The sequence below is a fragment of the Methylobacter tundripaludum SV96 genome (assembly GCF_000190755.2).
GTDB classification, from domain to species: Bacteria; Pseudomonadota; Gammaproteobacteria; order Methylococcales; family Methylomonadaceae; genus Methylobacter_A; species Methylobacter_A tundripaludum.
The window spans coordinates 2,613,576-2,629,057 of record NZ_JH109152.1; the positions used below are offsets into that span (position 1 = coordinate 2,613,576).

Genomic DNA, 15,482 nt, shown 5'->3' on the forward strand with positions numbered 1-15,482 from the left:
TATCCGTCGCTACCTGATCATTACGGGAACGTCCGGTATGCAGTTTTTTTCCGGCAATGCCGATTAAATCGGTCAGGCGGGCTTCTATGTTCATGTGAACATCTTCCTGCTTGATCGACCAGACAAATTCGCCGTTAATTATTTCCCGGCTGATTTGGGTCAGGCCGTTAATAATAGCGTCGCGTTCCTGTTCGGTCAGAATACCGCAAGAGCAAAGCATTTTGGCATGGGCGATTGAGCCCTCAATATCTTGTTGCGCCATACGTTGGTCAAAATCGACAGAGGCGGTAAATACCTCTACAAAGGCATCGGTTGCCTGGGCAAAACGGGCGCTGGAAAGTTTGTCGGAATTAACGTTGGTCATGGCGGTTTCATTGTAAGTTGACTATTGGGGCAAATTATACAGCGAAAGCTTACACTCCTGCTAACGCTCCTTACATACAACCTTGTAGGCAAAGCTTCCGTTCTTACCTGCATTCGTGCAGGTAAGTAATTAAAGTTCGATTAACCGTCATCAACTTACACGGGTTACAATAACGTAATTTATTGTTGAAAATGAATGGTGTTCTTTTGACTGAAAAAATTATTCGTATTGCGACGCGCCGGAGTCCTTTGGCGTTGTGGCAGGCAGAGCACGTTGCAGAACGTTTGGAGCGGACATTTCCAGGATGCAGGACTGAATTGGTTAAAATGACCACGCAGGGCGACAAGATTCTTGATGCGCCTTTAGCCAAGATTGGCGGCAAGGGATTGTTTGTCAAAGAGTTGGAGCAGGGCATGTTGGAAGGTTTGGCCGATATTGCCGTGCATTCCATGAAAGATGTGCCGGTGGAGTTTCCGGAAGGCTTGCACTTGGCGGCCATTTTAATCCGCGAAGACCCAACCGATGCTTTTGTCTCCAATCATTATGCGACGTTACACGATTTACCGGCTAATGCCAGAATCGGTACGTCCAGCTTGCGCAGACAATGCCAGATTAAAGAGCTTTACCCGGAAGCTGAAATATTGTCGTTAAGAGGTAACGTCAACACCCGCCTGTCCAAGCTGGATAGCGGTGAATACGATGCCATTATTCTGGCTTCGGCCGGTTTGAAAAGACTGGGCATGGCTGAACGCATTACTCAATGCCTGGATACCTCCGTCAGCCTACCGGCGATCGGCCAGGGCGCGATAGGCATAGAATGCCGGATTGCCTTATTGGTAGCGGGTGCGGGTGCTTTTTATATCGCGGATTATGCTAGTTGGAAAGTGGCTTATTTTGTAATGGCAACGGCCATGTCTGTGGGTCTGGTAACGACTCTTTGTCTTAAAGAGCCAGACCATAAGCATTTTGACGGAAGGTTGAGCGAGGATGTTGCGGTAAAGCGTCAGAATATCTGGCGGCGGTTGTCGATAAGTTTCGTGGATGCTGTGTTGCATCCCTTTGTGGAGTTTTTTGGACGCAACGGCAAGGTCGGTTTGTTAATTTTAATGCTTATCGCAGTTTACAAAATGAGCGACATTACCATGGGGGTTATGGCTAATCCGTTTTATCTTGATTTGGGTTTTAGTAAAAAAGATATCGCTGATATTAGTAAGGTTTTTGGGTTTTTTATGACCATTGCCGGTGCTGCAATGGGTGGCGTGCTGGTTGTTAGGTATGGAATTATGCGTTCCTTGCTGCTAGGTGCGGTTATGGTGGCGGCTACTAATCTGTTGTTTGCTGTTTTGGCGGTTAGCGATCCCAATTTATTGCTGTTGGCAGGTGTTATAAGTGCGGATAATTTAAGTGGTGGAATAGCGACATCGGTGTTCATTGCTTACCTTTCCGGTTTAACCAGCACTGCGCACACAGCCACACAATATGCGTTGTTCAGTTCACTGATGACTTTGCCCGCCCAGCTATTAGGGGGGTTTTCCGGGGTAGTTGTAGATAGTTATGGCTACACTGTCTTTTTTATATATGCATCAACAGTAGGTTTGCCGGCAATCGTGCTGGTGCTTTTACTGATGCGCTATCAAAGCCGGTCTAAAGCGTATAACTATAATCCATGATGAGTGGAGCATGATCGGAAGAGTGCTCATTTTTATAAGATGAGCGCTACCGTTACTTTAATCTTTAAGAGCGGGGCTGATTATTTGACAATCAATGAGTCAGTCGACGTTTTTACCAAAGATTGACCTCTGTTTGATCGCCCGTACTGTTCTACTGTTCGGCTTTTTGATTAATTTAATCTGAACGCGTCTATCCTGCGTCCATTAGCAAATAATTGATTCAGCCAAGTCCTTCCTTCGGGTAAACAGCCGGAGTTCTTTTGATTGTCTCTCCAGTTTTTTGGTCAATTTCTTTGTGGGCTATGTTCCAGTCGCCGCAGATTATGTAGTCACGGTCATTTTGTGAGCATTATTGTAAAGAAGGAGTGAATTTTTCCATGAATTTAACCTTGAAGGCTTGTCGGTCTTCTCCCCTGATGAGCCGAAAGGTAAGTAAAGCGGGATAATGTTAAATCACCAAATTGAGCTTCAATAAAGCGGTCTTCGGTATTGATTTCTCGCACAACCTGTGCTGTTAATGATTTTATCGGGCTGTTTCTGCAATATAAAGCCAATCCGCTAGAGTCTTTTTTTCTGCGCCATGGTAAAAACGGTGATGGTTTACAAGGAAGAATGGATCGAAACTGAGTTGATACGGCTGGGCTTTTGTTTCTTGTATACAAATAATATCGGTGTTTTGTGGCTGCATCCATGTGAAGAAACCTTTGCGTCCTGCGGAGCGGATGCTATTTGCGTTTAAAGTAATAATGCGCATAAATTAAATTGAGTTGCGAACTTTTAATGAAATACGTATTATATGGGGTTCTTTAATAAAGTATGTAGCCCGTTTGTGGGTAATGTGAAAGTGATATGAAACCAGAAATTCATCCAGAATATAAGCAAATTACTGTAACTTGCGGTTGCGGTAATAAATTTGAGACCGGTTCTGTATTGGGTAAGGACTTGCAAGTTGAGGTTTGTTCTTCATGCCATCCTTTTTATACAGGAAAGCAGCGCGTTGTTGATACAGCGGGGCGTGTTGATAAATTCCGTAAAAAATACGGTAAATAAAAGGATTGGTATTTTTTATTGCATCTGATGCGTAGGTAAGCAAAAGGGCATAGGTATATTAGTCATTTTTATTTTGCATGTCCGCCATAAAGCAGAAAGCCAGTACAGCATTGTTGTACTGGCTTTCTGCTTTATGGCGACTAGACTTTCGATTTTTTTGTAGCGTTTGTTATTCTTGGGATTCAATAACACTTTATATTTAATGGGGGGATTTGAGTGAATTCTAAAAGGTAGTTCGCGCAATAAATTGGAGGGTGGGGCAATAATTGCGTATTAATGCCAGTAGGCAATATCTTAAATAGAATCTAAGCCGGACAGTCCTTCAATGGACCAGTTGGCAAAATCAAGGGAACCTTCATCGTTGTCGCCGTTTTTGTAATTAATTCGGCAGACATATTTCTTGGTGGTTGTGTTTGCGGCAGTGCTCGTGATATCGATTTCGGCGTTAATAATATATTGGTAGTTTCCTAAGCTCCAGGCATTAAGAGGTTTTTCAGGGAAGTTAATCGATACATCTGGACCAAGTTTGGATTTAATGTAGCTATTGCAATGCATAAAGGCGAGTTTGGTTAATGGTGTGGAGATAGGGGATTGCCCTCCTTGATCTTTGCTGTCAACAAGAAACAAATCAGATTGAACTACTTTGTAAACGAAGGGCATGATGACTTTGCTCTGGATTAAAAGTAGAGTTGATAATGCGACAATAAAAATTATGATGGAGTATTTCTTCATGGGCTTAAGATAATTGAGTTAAAGAAAAGTAAAATCAAAATTAATTCTAACAGGAATCAATGTTTTAAGTGTAGAGGAATTTGGTGGGTAAAGCCTGGATTCAAGGAAATGTATTGGGTGCTTGTTTTTGACTTGACAAGGCTAATTGAACTGGTAGACTGACAGCTCACTAAATTGACTTGGTGGCACTTGGGCCTTAATGTTTTTAGGTTTGGGTGAGAAAATGGAGTTGTAACTATAGCCCCTGGTCATAACTGGTCGGGGATTTGATAATTTTTGGAGGTAGAAATGGCAGCTACAACTGAATCAGTGAGAGCTGATGCTGCGGAAGCACCGCTGTTAAATAAGAAAAATATGATCCTTGGATCACTGCTGTATGTAGTGTTCTATGGTTGGGTTCGTTGGTATGAAGGTGTCTATGGCTGGTCAGCTGGTCTGGATTCATTCGCTCCTGAATTCGAAACATATTGGATGAACTTTCTTTATATCGAGTTTGTTTTAGAAGTAGCAACTGCAGGCATTTTGTGGGGCTATATCTGGAAATCTCGTGATCGTAAAGTAATGTCAATCACACCAAGAGAAGAGTTAAGAAGACATTTTACTCATTGGACTTGGTTGGTAATGTATGGCTTCGCTATCTATTACGGCGCTAGCTACTTTACAGAGCAAGATGGTACATGGCATCAAACTATCGTTCGTGATACTGACTTTACACCAAGTCACATCATCGAATTTTATTTGAGCTATCCTATCTACATCATTACTGGCGGCGCTGCTTTCTTATATGCAAAAACCAGACTTCCTACTTATCAGCAAGGTCTGCACCTTCAATATATGGTTGCAGTAGTTGGTCCTTTCATGATTCTGCCAAATGTTGGTTTGAATGAATGGGGTCATACTTTCTGGTTTATGGAAGAGTTGTTTGTTGCTCCTTTACACTACGGCTTCGTATTCTTCGGATGGGCAGCTTTGGGTGTAATGGGTGTTGTGAACACAGAAGTTATAGCTATCGCTAAGCTTCTGAAAAAAGACTTAGCTTAATAATATAAGTCTTGGTTGTAATTACTATCTCCGCTTGCTGTTTCGCTTTTTTTCAGGGCGAAACAGCAAAAGTTGAAGATGGTCATTAATAAAAATAATTTAAATCCTTTAGGAGGTAAGCTAATGAGCGCATCTCAATCAGCTGTACGTTCACGCGCTGAGGCAGTTAAAGTTTCACGCACGTTCGACTGGCTAATTCTGTTCGTATTGTTCTTCGTTGTACTTGGTGGTTATCACATTCACTACATGTTAACTGGTGGTGACTGGGATTTCTGGACTGACTGGAAAGATAGACGTCTATGGGTAACTGTAGCTCCAATCGTTTCAATCACTTTCCCAGCAGCTGTTCAAGCTGTGTTGTGGTGGCGTTACCGTTTGCCTTTCGGTGCGGTAGTTTGTATCTTAGGTCTGCTTTTAGGTGAGTGGATTAACAGATATTTAAACTTCTGGGGTTGGACTTATTTCCCAGTGAATTTCTGCTTCCCTTCAAACCTGATGCCAGGTGCTATTGTTCTTGACGTTGTGTTGATGCTGTCAGGCAGTATGACAGTTACAGCGGTAATCGGTGGTATGGCATGGGGTCTGTTATTCTATCCAGGCAACTGGCCAGTTATAGCACCATTACATGTTCCTGTTGAATACAATGGCATGATGATGACACTAGCTGATTTACAAGGTTACCACTACGTAAGAACTGGTACACCTGAGTACATCAGAATGGTTGAAAAAGGTACATTAAGAACTTTCGGTAAAGACGTTGCTCCAGTATCAGCGTTCTTCTCTGCTTTCGTGAGTATTTTGATTTACTTCTTGTGGCATTTCTTCGGTAAATGGTTCGGTGGTACTTCATTCACCCAAAGCGCGTAAGCACTTGGTTGTAGGAAATTACACAAAAAGACTGATGTTAACACTAAAAAATAAGCTGTTGACATTAGATACTCTGAAAACTATAGATTCTCTATTATAGAGGAGGATATATGAAATTAATAAAAGACAAGGTTGCTAAATTATCCTTTGTCGCACTGCTGGTAACTGTTACAGCAGCGATGTTTTACGCACCAACTGCATCTGCTCATGGCGAAAAGTCGCAAGCCGCATTTATGCGTATGCGTACAATTCACTGGTTTGACTTGAATTGGTCAAAAGATACAGTGCCTGTGAATGATACTATGACAATTTCCGGTAAATTCCACGTTTTCGCGGGATGGCCTGAAACTGTTGATAAACCAGAAATTTCATTCTTGAACATCGGTATTCCTGGACCTGTATTTATTCGTCAAGGTTCATGGATCGGTGGTCAATTAGTTCCACGTTCAGTTTCTCTGGAATTGGGTGAAACTTATGAGTTTAAAGTATTGTTAAAAGCACGTCGTCCAGGTGACTGGCACGTACATACAATGATGAACGTTAAAGGCGGTGGTCCAATCATCGGTCCAGGTAAATGGGTAACTGTTACTGGTACTATGGGATCATTTGTTAACCCAGTTACTACGTTGTTAGGTGATACAATCAACCTGGAAACGTATAATCTGAGCAACACTTACTTTTGGCACGCTTTCTGGTATGCCTTAGGTTTGGCTTGGTTGGGATATTGGGCTCGTAAACCAATATTTGTTCCACGTCACATTGCTGTTGAAGCAGGTAAAGCTGATTCATTGATCACTGCTACTGACAAGAAAGTTGCTATGGGTTTTGCAATCGGTACAATTGCAGTTGTTGCTTTCGGTATGAGCAGCACAAACGCAGCGTATCCTGTAACAACTCCATTGCAAGCTGGTTTGTTGCGCGGCATGAAACCAATTGAAATGCCTGCAAAAACTGTTAACGTTAAAGTTGAAGATGCAACTTATCGTGTACCAGGTCGTGCAATGCAAATGACACTGACTATCACTAATAATGGTGATTCTTCAGTACGTTTAGGTGAGTTTAACACTGCTGGTGTTCGATTCTTAGATCCTAAGGTTCATGTTGACGAAACAGGCTACCCAGATGACTTGTTGGCTGAAGAAGGATTGACTGTTAGTGATAACAGCCCAATCGCTCCAGGCACATCAAGAACTGTGCAAGTTACTGCTTCTGACGCTGCTTGGGAAGTTTACCGTTTAGCTGACTTGATCTATGATCCAGACAGTCGTTTCGCTGGTTTGTTATTCTTCTTTGATGAAGCTGGCAACCGTCAAATGATTATGGTAGATGCTCCATTAATTCCATCTTTCATCTAAATGAAATAATTAACTGATAACTTTGGTTGTCAGTTAAGGGATTTGAGACCCTCGTTACCAAATAGGTAGCGAGGGTTTTTTTTTGAATGAAAAATATGAATTTGAGTCCTCAAGGTTGATTAAAGTGGTCCCCGAAATCCGGACAGTAGTTTAAGCTATGCTCTGGGCTAAATTAGAGACCGAAAATGAGTGAAAAGAAACGAAAGATTACGGGTGCGCAAAAAGCCAAGGTTGCCTTAGAAGCCGTCAAAGGGTTGAAGACGATCAATGAAATTGCTCAAGAACAGAACCAGGTGAGTCAATGGAAAAAAGAACTGTTGGAGAATGCGGGCAGCCTGTTTGAAGGCAAGCGAGGGCCGAAACCGATCAACGCGGAAAGCAACCCTGACCGCTTATACGCCAAGATTGGGCAATTGAACATGGAGTTGGATTGGCTGAATACCCACACGGGGCACTAGAAAAAAGTCTGGGATCAGCCTTTAAACGAACGCCAGAGCTGGATAGAACCGGATGCCTCTGTCCCGTTATCAACGCAATGCAAGTTTCTCAAGGTCACGCGTTCAGTCATTTATGAGCAGAAAAAACGCTTGCTGAAAGAAACGGATAAGGACGAACTCGTGTTATGCGTTTGTTAGATGAAGAGTACCCAAGGCACCCGTTTTATGGCTCGCGCCGCATGAAGAAATACCTGGGTGAATGTGGCTATAGCGTCAATCGCAAGCGGGTACAGAGATTAATGCAAAAGTTAGGCTTGGTCGGCATGTCCCCCGGCCCGAATACCAGTAAACCGCATCCGCAGCACAAAATTTATCCGTACCGACTCCGTGGCGTTGACATTATTCAGCCCAATCAGGTGTGGAGCACTGACATCACCTATATTCGGCTACCCCGCGGATTTGTTTATCTGGTCGCGATCATCGACTGGTACAGCCGGAAAGTACTGTCGTGGCGACTATCGAATACCATGGATGCTGGGTTTTGCGTGGACTGTCTGGAAGAGGCCATCACGCTGTACGGTACACCGGCCATTTTCAATTCCGACCAAGGCTCGCAATTCACCAGCGACGCCTTTACCGGCGTGTTGCTCAACAACAGCATCACGATCAGTATGGATGGACGAGGCCGAGCATTGGATAATATCTTTGTCGAGCGGCTGTGGCGAACGATGAAATATGAAGAAGTGTATTTAAAGCAGCACAGCAACATGCCGGACTTGTTGATGGGATTGACGAGTACTTCCAATTCTATAACCAGGAACGTTGGCATCAAGCGCTGGATTACAAAACGCCGGATGAAGTCTATAAAACGGCTAGAGGCGGCGGGGCAAAGATTGTGGATAAATTTAACGGTACGGCTGAAATATCAGACCTCGTGCCGCAAAACTGGGACAGCGCCATTCAGCTGGAGCGTGAACAGGGCTCTATCTTAAATTAAGGTATTATTTGTCTGGACAATGGGGTCCACTTTATTGCCGGAGATGCTTATACGATGAGCCGTCATTACGCTTATCCAGAGTGTTGATAAATGTATTCATGGCTGATGGGAGTTTTTAACTTTCGAGCTTACTCAAGGTTTCAGTCTTAGTGTTTAATCATCAATATCACTTCTTCGGTCATTTTAGCGGTTAAGCCTTCCGATACACGGTGGATGATCCGCACAACAACTCTGCCATATCTTTCTTTTTTAATATATCAATCTGTATCTTTGCGCTTGGCTTAGATGTTTACAGTTTCTCTTGCCGCCTTCTCGTCATGGTCGGCTTGAAAAAGCGTGAAACTATATTAGCTAACCTTTTTTCCGCTCCTTGTCGATTGGCATTTATGAGCTGAATCTAGGTTAATAAATCTATCGCGCTTTGTGTGAGTGATAACTAAAAATTAACGCCAACATGGTGCTCTATATACGTGAATTTACCCGAGTGCGACAGGAGGAAGGGTAAAATCAGAAATTCAAAGAACATGAGTCTGGTTTTTTACATGCAGCTACCCAGAAAAGTTCGGTTTATTTGATTATTGACTTTAATCGGTGATGTTGGCATTTTTGTATGGCTGATTTAATCGTATCCATGATCATGGCGGGCGTGGACGGATGAGATTTTATTGAGTGGGCAATACCCGTTTTGTTATAAAGCAAAGTGCTTGGAGTTGCGACGCCAAAAGAGTGGATATATCTATCTGGCATTTTTGGGTTGTTTGGTAGCGCGAATTTAATCCGAGTAATGTAGTCGTTGGTTGAGGGTATGCACTGGGCTTTGAGCAAATAGTTAAAAAGCATATTCAAGCCGTTTTACAAAAATAAAGGCGGAAGCGGAAGGCTGTAAAAATAAAATGAACGTTATTACGAAATATGTGATTTTGATGGTTGGATTCAATGTATTGCGTTGTCGCAATTCCTGATTGGAAGGTGGGCTATGAATTATGAGTTAGGCTAAAGGCTAAAAATCTTCTATGTAACTATGGCAGTTGAATGTATCCAGCAGAAATAATGGCCTAAAAAATTTAGTTTTTCAGGCCATTAAGATGCAATCGTTGTTGAAAGTGTAATTCTCGGGCTGAGAACCATCAAGCGGTCAATCAAAGATTCAAGGAGTTATTTTGTCCAACAGTGATAACTTTTAAAGCGTTGGTGCCGCCCGCTATCCCTTCCCTGTCACCTTGAGTGATGATGAATGTATCACCTTCAACGGCAACACCGCGCCTTTTTAGTTCTGCAATGATAGCCCTGTTTACTTCATCGTGATCGCTAAGGTCATGAATGAAAAGTACCGGGAAAACACCGCGGTATAAAGTGACTTTGCCAAGCGTTTCTGGGTGAGGGCTGAGCGCAAAAATTGGAATACCCGAGCTGATTCTGGACATCCATAAAGTTGTAGAACCTGATTCGGTTAACGCAGCAATACCATGAATTTTGGTATGGTTAGCCAGATACATCGCAGACATTGCAATGGCTTCATCGACGCGCTCAAATTGAAGCTCAACACGATGCCCTGAGACACGAACTTTGGGTTGTTTTTCCGCTTCAATACAAACGCGATTCATTGCTTCAATCGCTTTAATCGGGTGTTTACCCGATGCTGTTTCTGCAGATAGCATAATGACATCGGTGCCATCGTAAACCGCATTGGCAACGTCAAAAACTTCAGCGCGCGTAGGAATCGGGTTGTCGATCATTGACTCCATCATTTGTGTGGCGGTAATCGCAACACGATTGAGTTCTCTGGTGCGTTTAATCAACATTTTTTGCACGGCAGGCAGGTTGGCGTCACCAATTTCGACACCGAGATCGCCACGAGCAACCATGACTGCGTCCGATGCCAGAATGATTTCGTCAATAACATCCAGGGCTTCGGCCCGCTCAACTTTGGACACGATACCGGCATGACAGCCTTCGGCAACTAACAAGCGGCGCGCTTCATGAAGATCCTCGGCGGTGCGTGGAAAAGAAATGGCGACATAATCGCATTTCATTATCGCAATCGTTTTAATATCTTCTTTGTCTTTGTCGGTTAATGCGGCCGCCGATAAACCGCCGCCCAGCAGGTTGATGCCCTTGTTATTGGACAGGTCGCCGCCAACGATAACGGTACAGTTAACGCGCATGTTTTCAACATTGACCACGTCAAGCACGATACGTCCATCATCCAGTAGCAGTCTGCTGCCTGGTTTGACTTCTAAAGCTAGAGGTTCGTAAGTAATGCCAACTTGAGTATTGTCGCCGGCCATCGGGTCAAAATTGATGTCCAGAGCAAAATTCTGCCCCTCGTGTAAAAATACCTTGGTATCTTTAAAGCGGGCGATGCGAATTTTGGGTCCTTGCAAATCGGCTAAAATACCTACCAGTCTGCCGGTTTTTAAGCTAAGTTCACGGACAGCGTTGGCTCTATTGATGTGGTCTTGAGCAGAACCATGTGAAAAGTTCATGCGAACAAAGTCAAGGCCTGCTGCAAACATGCCTTCAAGTACGCCGGGCTTGTCTGTAGCAGGGCCTAGCGTTGCTAAAATTTTGGTTCTTCTTAACATTATGTAGGAAATCCGTTATTTCGCGTTGACTAAAGCAATTGTCGTATCCAGCATACGGTTTGAGAAGCCCCATTCGTTGTCATACCAGGATAAAACCTTTACAAGGTTGCCATTCATGACTTTAGTTAATGCTGAGTCATAAATTGACGACGCCGGATTATGATTAAAGTCGATTGAAACCAGTGGTAAGCTGTTGAACTCCAGAATGCCTTTTAAAGGGCCTTCGGAGGCTGTTTTCAGGATTTGGTCGATTTCTTCCTTGCTGGTATTTCTGGCTGCTTGGAAGGTTAAATCGACAACAGAAACGTTAATGGTGGGTACGCGCATCGCGAAACCATCCATTTTGCCAACCAGTTCAGGCAATACTAAACCAACAGCCGCGGCCGCACCGGTTTTAGTAGGGATCATTGATTGCGTAGCTGAGCGGGCGCGGTGTAAGTCGCTGTGATAAACGTCAGTCAGAACCTGGTCGTTGGTGTAAGAGTGAATAGTAGTCATTAAGCCATGTACCACGCCAACGGTGTCGAGCAGTGGCTTAACTAATGGCGATAGGCAGTTGGTTGTGCATGAGGCATTGGAAATGACGGTATCCGAAGCTTTCAGGACATCATGATTTACGCCATAGACAATGGTTGCATCAACATCGTTGCCGCCGGGTGCGGAGATAATAACCTTTTTTGCGCCGGCAGCAATGTGCGCGGATGCTTTGGCTTTGCTGGTGAATAAACCGGTGCATTCGTGAACGGCATCAATGCCCAGCTCTGCCCAAGGTAGTTTTGATGGATCTCTTTCTGAGAAAACCTTGATCTTATCGCCGTTGATCACGATGTAGTCGCCATCAACACTTACTTCGAAAGGAAATTTTCCATGCACTGAATCATATTGAGTCAGGTGCGCATTCGTTGCAGCGTCGCCTAAATCATTGATTGCAACAATTTGAATTTCATTGGTACGGCCTGCTTCGTATAATGCGCGAACGATATTACGTCCAATACGACCATAACCATTGATTGCAACTTTAATTGGCATAGATTTTCTCCAGATTGATGAAATGAAAACTTACAAAAACGGATAACCCTAAAGTCTCCGAGAATCCGTTTAATTGTACCAAAAATTAAGACGGTTAGTCTATTGACGTAGAAGACAGCTATTGTGGCTATAAGCATGTTGCTGTACTGGCAAATCGTTAAGGATAAGAGATTGCTATTGATTGTCCATGGCCACAGAGTTCACTTGAAGGTAAGCAGAGATAATGTGGGCGGCTTAATTTAAAATTTGAATCCAAAATTATACATACCACAAAAACAGTAAAGGGCTAACTTGAAAATAAATCCTCTCCCGCTGCTTCAGCGCCTTAAAGTATGGCAGTTATGGTTGTTCTCAGTGATCCTCTCGGTGTTGTTGACTGAGGTCATTGTTGCCGTCATGGGGTTATTGCTAAAGGGAGAAGTGCCTCCCGATTACCTGCTTACCGGGTTAGTTGCGTCGTGTTTTGTGGCTTCTTTGGTCGTGGCTATGCTGGGCTATTTTCTTGAAAAACTCACCGAGAGCCAGCTGCAGCTATACGCCATCATTGAAGCCGAACCTGAGTGCGTAAAGCTGGTGGCAGCAGACGGAACGTTGCTGCAGATGAACCGCGCCGGGTTGAATATGATCGAAGCGGATTCCCTGGATCAAGTCCTCGGTCAGCAGATACCGCAACTTATGACAGCGGAATATCAGGACGCCTTTATAACGCTGACAAAGCGCGTGTTTGAGGGCGAGTCCGGCAATCTGAAATTCGAGATGCGTGGGCTCAAGGGTACATATCGCTGGATGGATACCCATGCGGTTCCCTTACGCGATTCACATGGTCATATTACTGCATTGCTCGCCGTTACTCGCGACATTACCGAGCACAAAGCGTCGGAAACGGCACTACAAGAAGCGTTGGATCGTCTTCAGAAAATTGCCAGTCGGGTGCCCGGACTTGTATTTCAATTTCAGATGCGCCCCGATGGTAGTTCCTGCTTTCCTTTCGCCAGTGAAGCGATCCGTGATATCTATCGGGTCAGTCCGGAGGATGTACGAGATGATGCATCCAGGGTATACGCCGTCCTGCACCCCGACGATTATGACGGCATCGTCGCCTCCATTCAAGCGTCGGCACGGCGGTTGACCCCTTGGCGGCATGAGTATCGTGTGAAGTTTGACGATGGCACGGTGCGTTGGCTGTTCGGCAACTCATTGCCGCAACGGGAAGCGGACGGCTCGGTGCTTTGGCACGGCTTCATCACCGATGTGACTGAGCGCAAACGGGCGACGGCGTCGCTGTTGGAGAGTGAAGCCCGTTTCCGCACTATGGCGGATAGTGCGCCTGTGCTGATCTGGATCGCCAGTCCTGACAAGTTTTTCCACTATTTTAATAAGGGCTGGCTGGAATTTACCGGGCGGACAATGGAGCAGGAAATAGGCAATGGCTGGATAGCTAACGTACATCCGGAAGACTTCCAGCGTTGCTTCAATACCTACGTCACCTCTTTCGATGCCCGTCATGAGTTCAGCATGGAATATCGTTTGCGCCGCTTTGATGGAGAATACCGCTGGCTGCTCGATCATGGGGTGCCGCTTTATGACGAGCAAGACACATTCTTGGGTTACATCGGCTCCTGCATCGATATTACCCGGCGTAAGTTGTCTGAGACGGATCTGCGCATCGCGTCTACCGCCTTCGAATCCCAGGAAGCCATGGCCATCACCGATAAGGATCAAGTCATTCTCCGGGTCAATCAGGCATTTGTCCGGGTTACCGGTTATAGCGTTGAGGAGGCTGTTGGCAAAACGCCGGCCCTGCTCAAGTCCGGGAGGCAGGATGCCCCGTTCTATCAGGCGATGTGGAAAAGCCTGTCTCGCGATGGACACTGGCAGGGCGAAATCTGGAACCGGCGCAAGAACGGCGAGGTGTACCCCGAATGGCTCAACATTACCGCCGTAACCGATGAGGGTGGCCAGGTCACCAACTATGTCGCATCCTTTTCCGACATCACCGAGCGCAAGACGGCGGAATATGAGATCCAGCATCTGGCCTTCCATGACTCGCTTACCCAGCTTCCCAACCGCCGGTTGTTGCTGGAACGCTTGAAGCACGGTATTGAGGTAGAACGACGCGAAGGCAAGCAGCTGGCATTGCTGATGCTCGACCTGGATCGATTTAAAGCCGTCAACGACAGCTTTGGGCATCAGGCGGGTGACGAGTTGCTGCAACAAGTCGCCCGCAGAATAACAAGCCGGTTGCGAGAGGTAGACATGGTTGCCCGTTTGGGCGGTGATGAATTTATCGTGTTGCTGGAAGATATTACACACCCGGACGATGCTGCGCGGGTCGCTGAAGGAATTATCGCAGACTTAAGCAAATCCTTTCAGCTTCCCCAAAGTGACGATGTACAGATTGGCGTCAGTATTGGTATCAGCCTGTATCCGCAACACGCAGTCAACCCAGAAATGTTACTGGATTACGCTGATACAGCGTTATATCACGCTAAAGATAATGGGCGCGGCTGCTTTGCCTATTTTTCCGAAGACCTGACTATTGCTGTCCGTGAGCGTATTGCGTTAGAAGTCCGTCTGCGCAAAGCGATTAAACAACAGGAGCTGCGTGTGTTCTACCAGCCGCAAATGGATATTGCCAGCGGTCGTATTGTCGGTGCTGAGGCGTTAGTGCGCTGGCAAGATCCTGTCGAAGGATTGATTCCCCCTTGCCGCTTTATTCCCATTGCCGAAGAAACCAATTTGATTGTGGAGATTGGCGAATGGGTGCTGCGCGAAACCTGTAGGCAGGGTCGGCAGTGGCTGAATATGGGGTTGCCACCGTTAACCCTGGCGGTTAATGTTTCCCCGCACCAATTCCGGCGCAGTGACATTAACGCCTTGGTTGCAACGGTACTGCGCGACACCGGTTTTCCGGCAGGGCAGCTGGAATTGGAGATAACCGAAAGCGGGTTGATGGAAAACCAGGACAAAACGACGAACATTCTCAACAGCCTGCATGCCCAAGGCGTTCATCTTGCCATTGACGATTTCGGCACCGGTTATTCGTCGCTGACCTATCTCAAACACTTTCCTCTGGACGTACTGAAAATCGATAAGAGTTTTATCGACGATATTCCCCATAATAAAGACGACATGGAAATTGCAGCGACCATTGTGGCGATGGGGCATATCTTGGGTTTCAAAGTGCTGGCGGAAGGCGTGGAAACGCTGGAACAGCTGGCTTTCCTGCAAGAGCAAAGTTGCGACTTATACCAAGGTTATCTCAAAAGTCACCCGCTGCCGGCGGATGATTTTGTCGCGCTGCTCCAGGCAAACGATTCATCTCCAAAAAAGCCAGTCGAAAGCGACAGATAAG

The 15,482-nt window shown here is 45.3% G+C and carries 11 protein-coding genes and 1 pseudogene; 7 read left to right on the plus strand and 5 right to left on the minus strand.

Going from position 1 to position 15,482, the window contains the following annotated elements; translation table 11 throughout:
- Positions 1–364: lyase family protein (locus METTU_RS11670; protein ID WP_040579762.1), on the minus strand; the 364-nt coding region annotated here is incomplete at its 3' end.
- Between the two features lie 206 nt (positions 365–570).
- Here METTU_RS11670 and hemC point away from each other — a divergent pair.
- On the plus strand, positions 571–2,034 hold the full coding sequence (gene hemC / locus METTU_RS25085; protein WP_050897779.1) for a hydroxymethylbilane synthase: 1,464 nt from the start codon (positions 571–573) through the stop codon (positions 2,032–2,034).
- A gap of 523 nt (positions 2,035–2,557) precedes the next feature.
- On the opposite strand, the gene METTU_RS24485 is transcribed toward hemC, so the two are convergent.
- The gene (locus METTU_RS24485) at positions 2,558–2,788 is read right to left on the minus strand and encodes an exonuclease/endonuclease/phosphatase family protein (RefSeq protein WP_254257908.1); all 231 of its coding nucleotides are present in this window, start codon (positions 2,786–2,788) and stop codon (positions 2,558–2,560) included.
- A 95-nt stretch (positions 2,789–2,883) separates the two neighbouring features.
- Between METTU_RS24485 and rpmE the strand changes: the two genes are divergently transcribed.
- Positions 2,884–3,084 carry a 50S ribosomal protein L31 gene (gene rpmE, locus METTU_RS22480; protein WP_006891794.1) on the plus strand — a complete coding sequence of 67 codons (201 nt, stop codon included), beginning with the start codon at positions 2,884–2,886 and terminating at the stop codon, positions 3,082–3,084.
- Between the two features lie 294 nt (positions 3,085–3,378).
- Here the strand turns inward: rpmE and METTU_RS11690 are convergent, their stop codons facing one another.
- On the minus strand, positions 3,379–3,816 hold the full coding sequence (locus METTU_RS11690) for a hypothetical protein (RefSeq protein ID WP_006891795.1): 438 nt from the start codon (positions 3,814–3,816) through the stop codon (positions 3,379–3,381).
- Between the two features lie 288 nt (positions 3,817–4,104).
- Here METTU_RS11690 and amoC point away from each other — a divergent pair, with 288 nt between their 5' ends.
- The 4 genes and pseudogenes from amoC to METTU_RS11715 form a co-directional block, all read left to right on the plus strand.
- Complete coding sequence (gene amoC, locus METTU_RS11695) at positions 4,105–4,857, plus strand: bacterial ammonia monooxygenase, subunit AmoC (protein WP_006891796.1); 753 nt, start codon at positions 4,105–4,107, stop codon at positions 4,855–4,857.
- A 123-nt stretch (positions 4,858–4,980) separates the two neighbouring features.
- A complete protein-coding gene (gene amoA / locus METTU_RS11700; RefSeq protein WP_006891797.1) occupies positions 4,981–5,724 on the plus strand; it encodes a bacterial ammonia monooxygenase, subunit AmoA in 744 nt (247 codons plus the stop codon).
- A 110-nt stretch (positions 5,725–5,834) separates the two neighbouring features.
- Complete coding sequence (amoB, locus tag METTU_RS11705; RefSeq protein ID WP_006891798.1) at positions 5,835–7,079, plus strand: bacterial ammonia monooxygenase, subunit AmoB; 1,245 nt, start codon at positions 5,835–5,837, stop codon at positions 7,077–7,079.
- A gap of 185 nt (positions 7,080–7,264) precedes the next feature.
- Positions 7,265–8,429 (plus strand): annotated as a pseudogene (locus METTU_RS11715) (IS3 family transposase); the annotation flags it as partial.
- Positions 8,430–9,652: 1,223 nt separating this feature from the next.
- On the opposite strand, the gene pyk reads toward METTU_RS11715, so the two are convergent.
- Complete coding sequence (gene pyk, locus METTU_RS11720) at positions 9,653–11,098, minus strand: pyruvate kinase (protein WP_006891800.1); 1,446 nt, start codon at positions 11,096–11,098, stop codon at positions 9,653–9,655.
- Positions 11,099–11,113: 15 nt separating this feature from the next.
- Positions 11,114–12,127, minus strand: coding sequence for a type I glyceraldehyde-3-phosphate dehydrogenase (gene gap / locus METTU_RS11725; RefSeq protein ID WP_006891801.1), 1,014 nt, complete (start codon positions 12,125–12,127; stop codon positions 11,114–11,116).
- 291 nt (positions 12,128–12,418) lie between these two features.
- Between gap and METTU_RS21790 the strand changes: the two genes are divergently transcribed.
- A complete protein-coding gene (locus METTU_RS21790; RefSeq protein WP_006891802.1) occupies positions 12,419–15,481 on the plus strand; it encodes a bifunctional diguanylate cyclase/phosphodiesterase in 3,063 nt (1,020 codons plus the stop codon).
- Position 15,482: the final 1 nt, after the last annotated feature.

Coding starts and splice junctions, on each gene's coding strand:
- rpmE (WP_006891794.1), top strand. CDS start 2,884: ATGAAACCAGAAATTCATCCAGAATATAAGCAAATTACTGTAACTTGC.
- amoC (WP_006891796.1), top strand. CDS start 4,105: ATGGCAGCTACAACTGAATCAGTGAGAGCTGATGCTGCGGAAGCACCG.
- METTU_RS24485 (WP_254257908.1), bottom strand. CDS start 2,788: ATGCGCATTATTACTTTAAACGCAAATAGCATCCGCTCCGCAGGACGC.
- amoA (WP_006891797.1), top strand. CDS start 4,981: ATGAGCGCATCTCAATCAGCTGTACGTTCACGCGCTGAGGCAGTTAAA.
- pyk (WP_006891800.1), bottom strand. CDS start 11,098: ATGTTAAGAAGAACCAAAATTTTAGCAACGCTAGGCCCTGCTACAGAC.
- gap (WP_006891801.1), bottom strand. CDS start 12,127: ATGCCAATTAAAGTTGCAATCAATGGTTATGGTCGTATTGGACGTAAT.
- METTU_RS11690 (WP_006891795.1), bottom strand. CDS start 3,816: ATGAAGAAATACTCCATCATAATTTTTATTGTCGCATTATCAACTCTA.
- amoB (WP_006891798.1), top strand. CDS start 5,835: ATGAAATTAATAAAAGACAAGGTTGCTAAATTATCCTTTGTCGCACTG.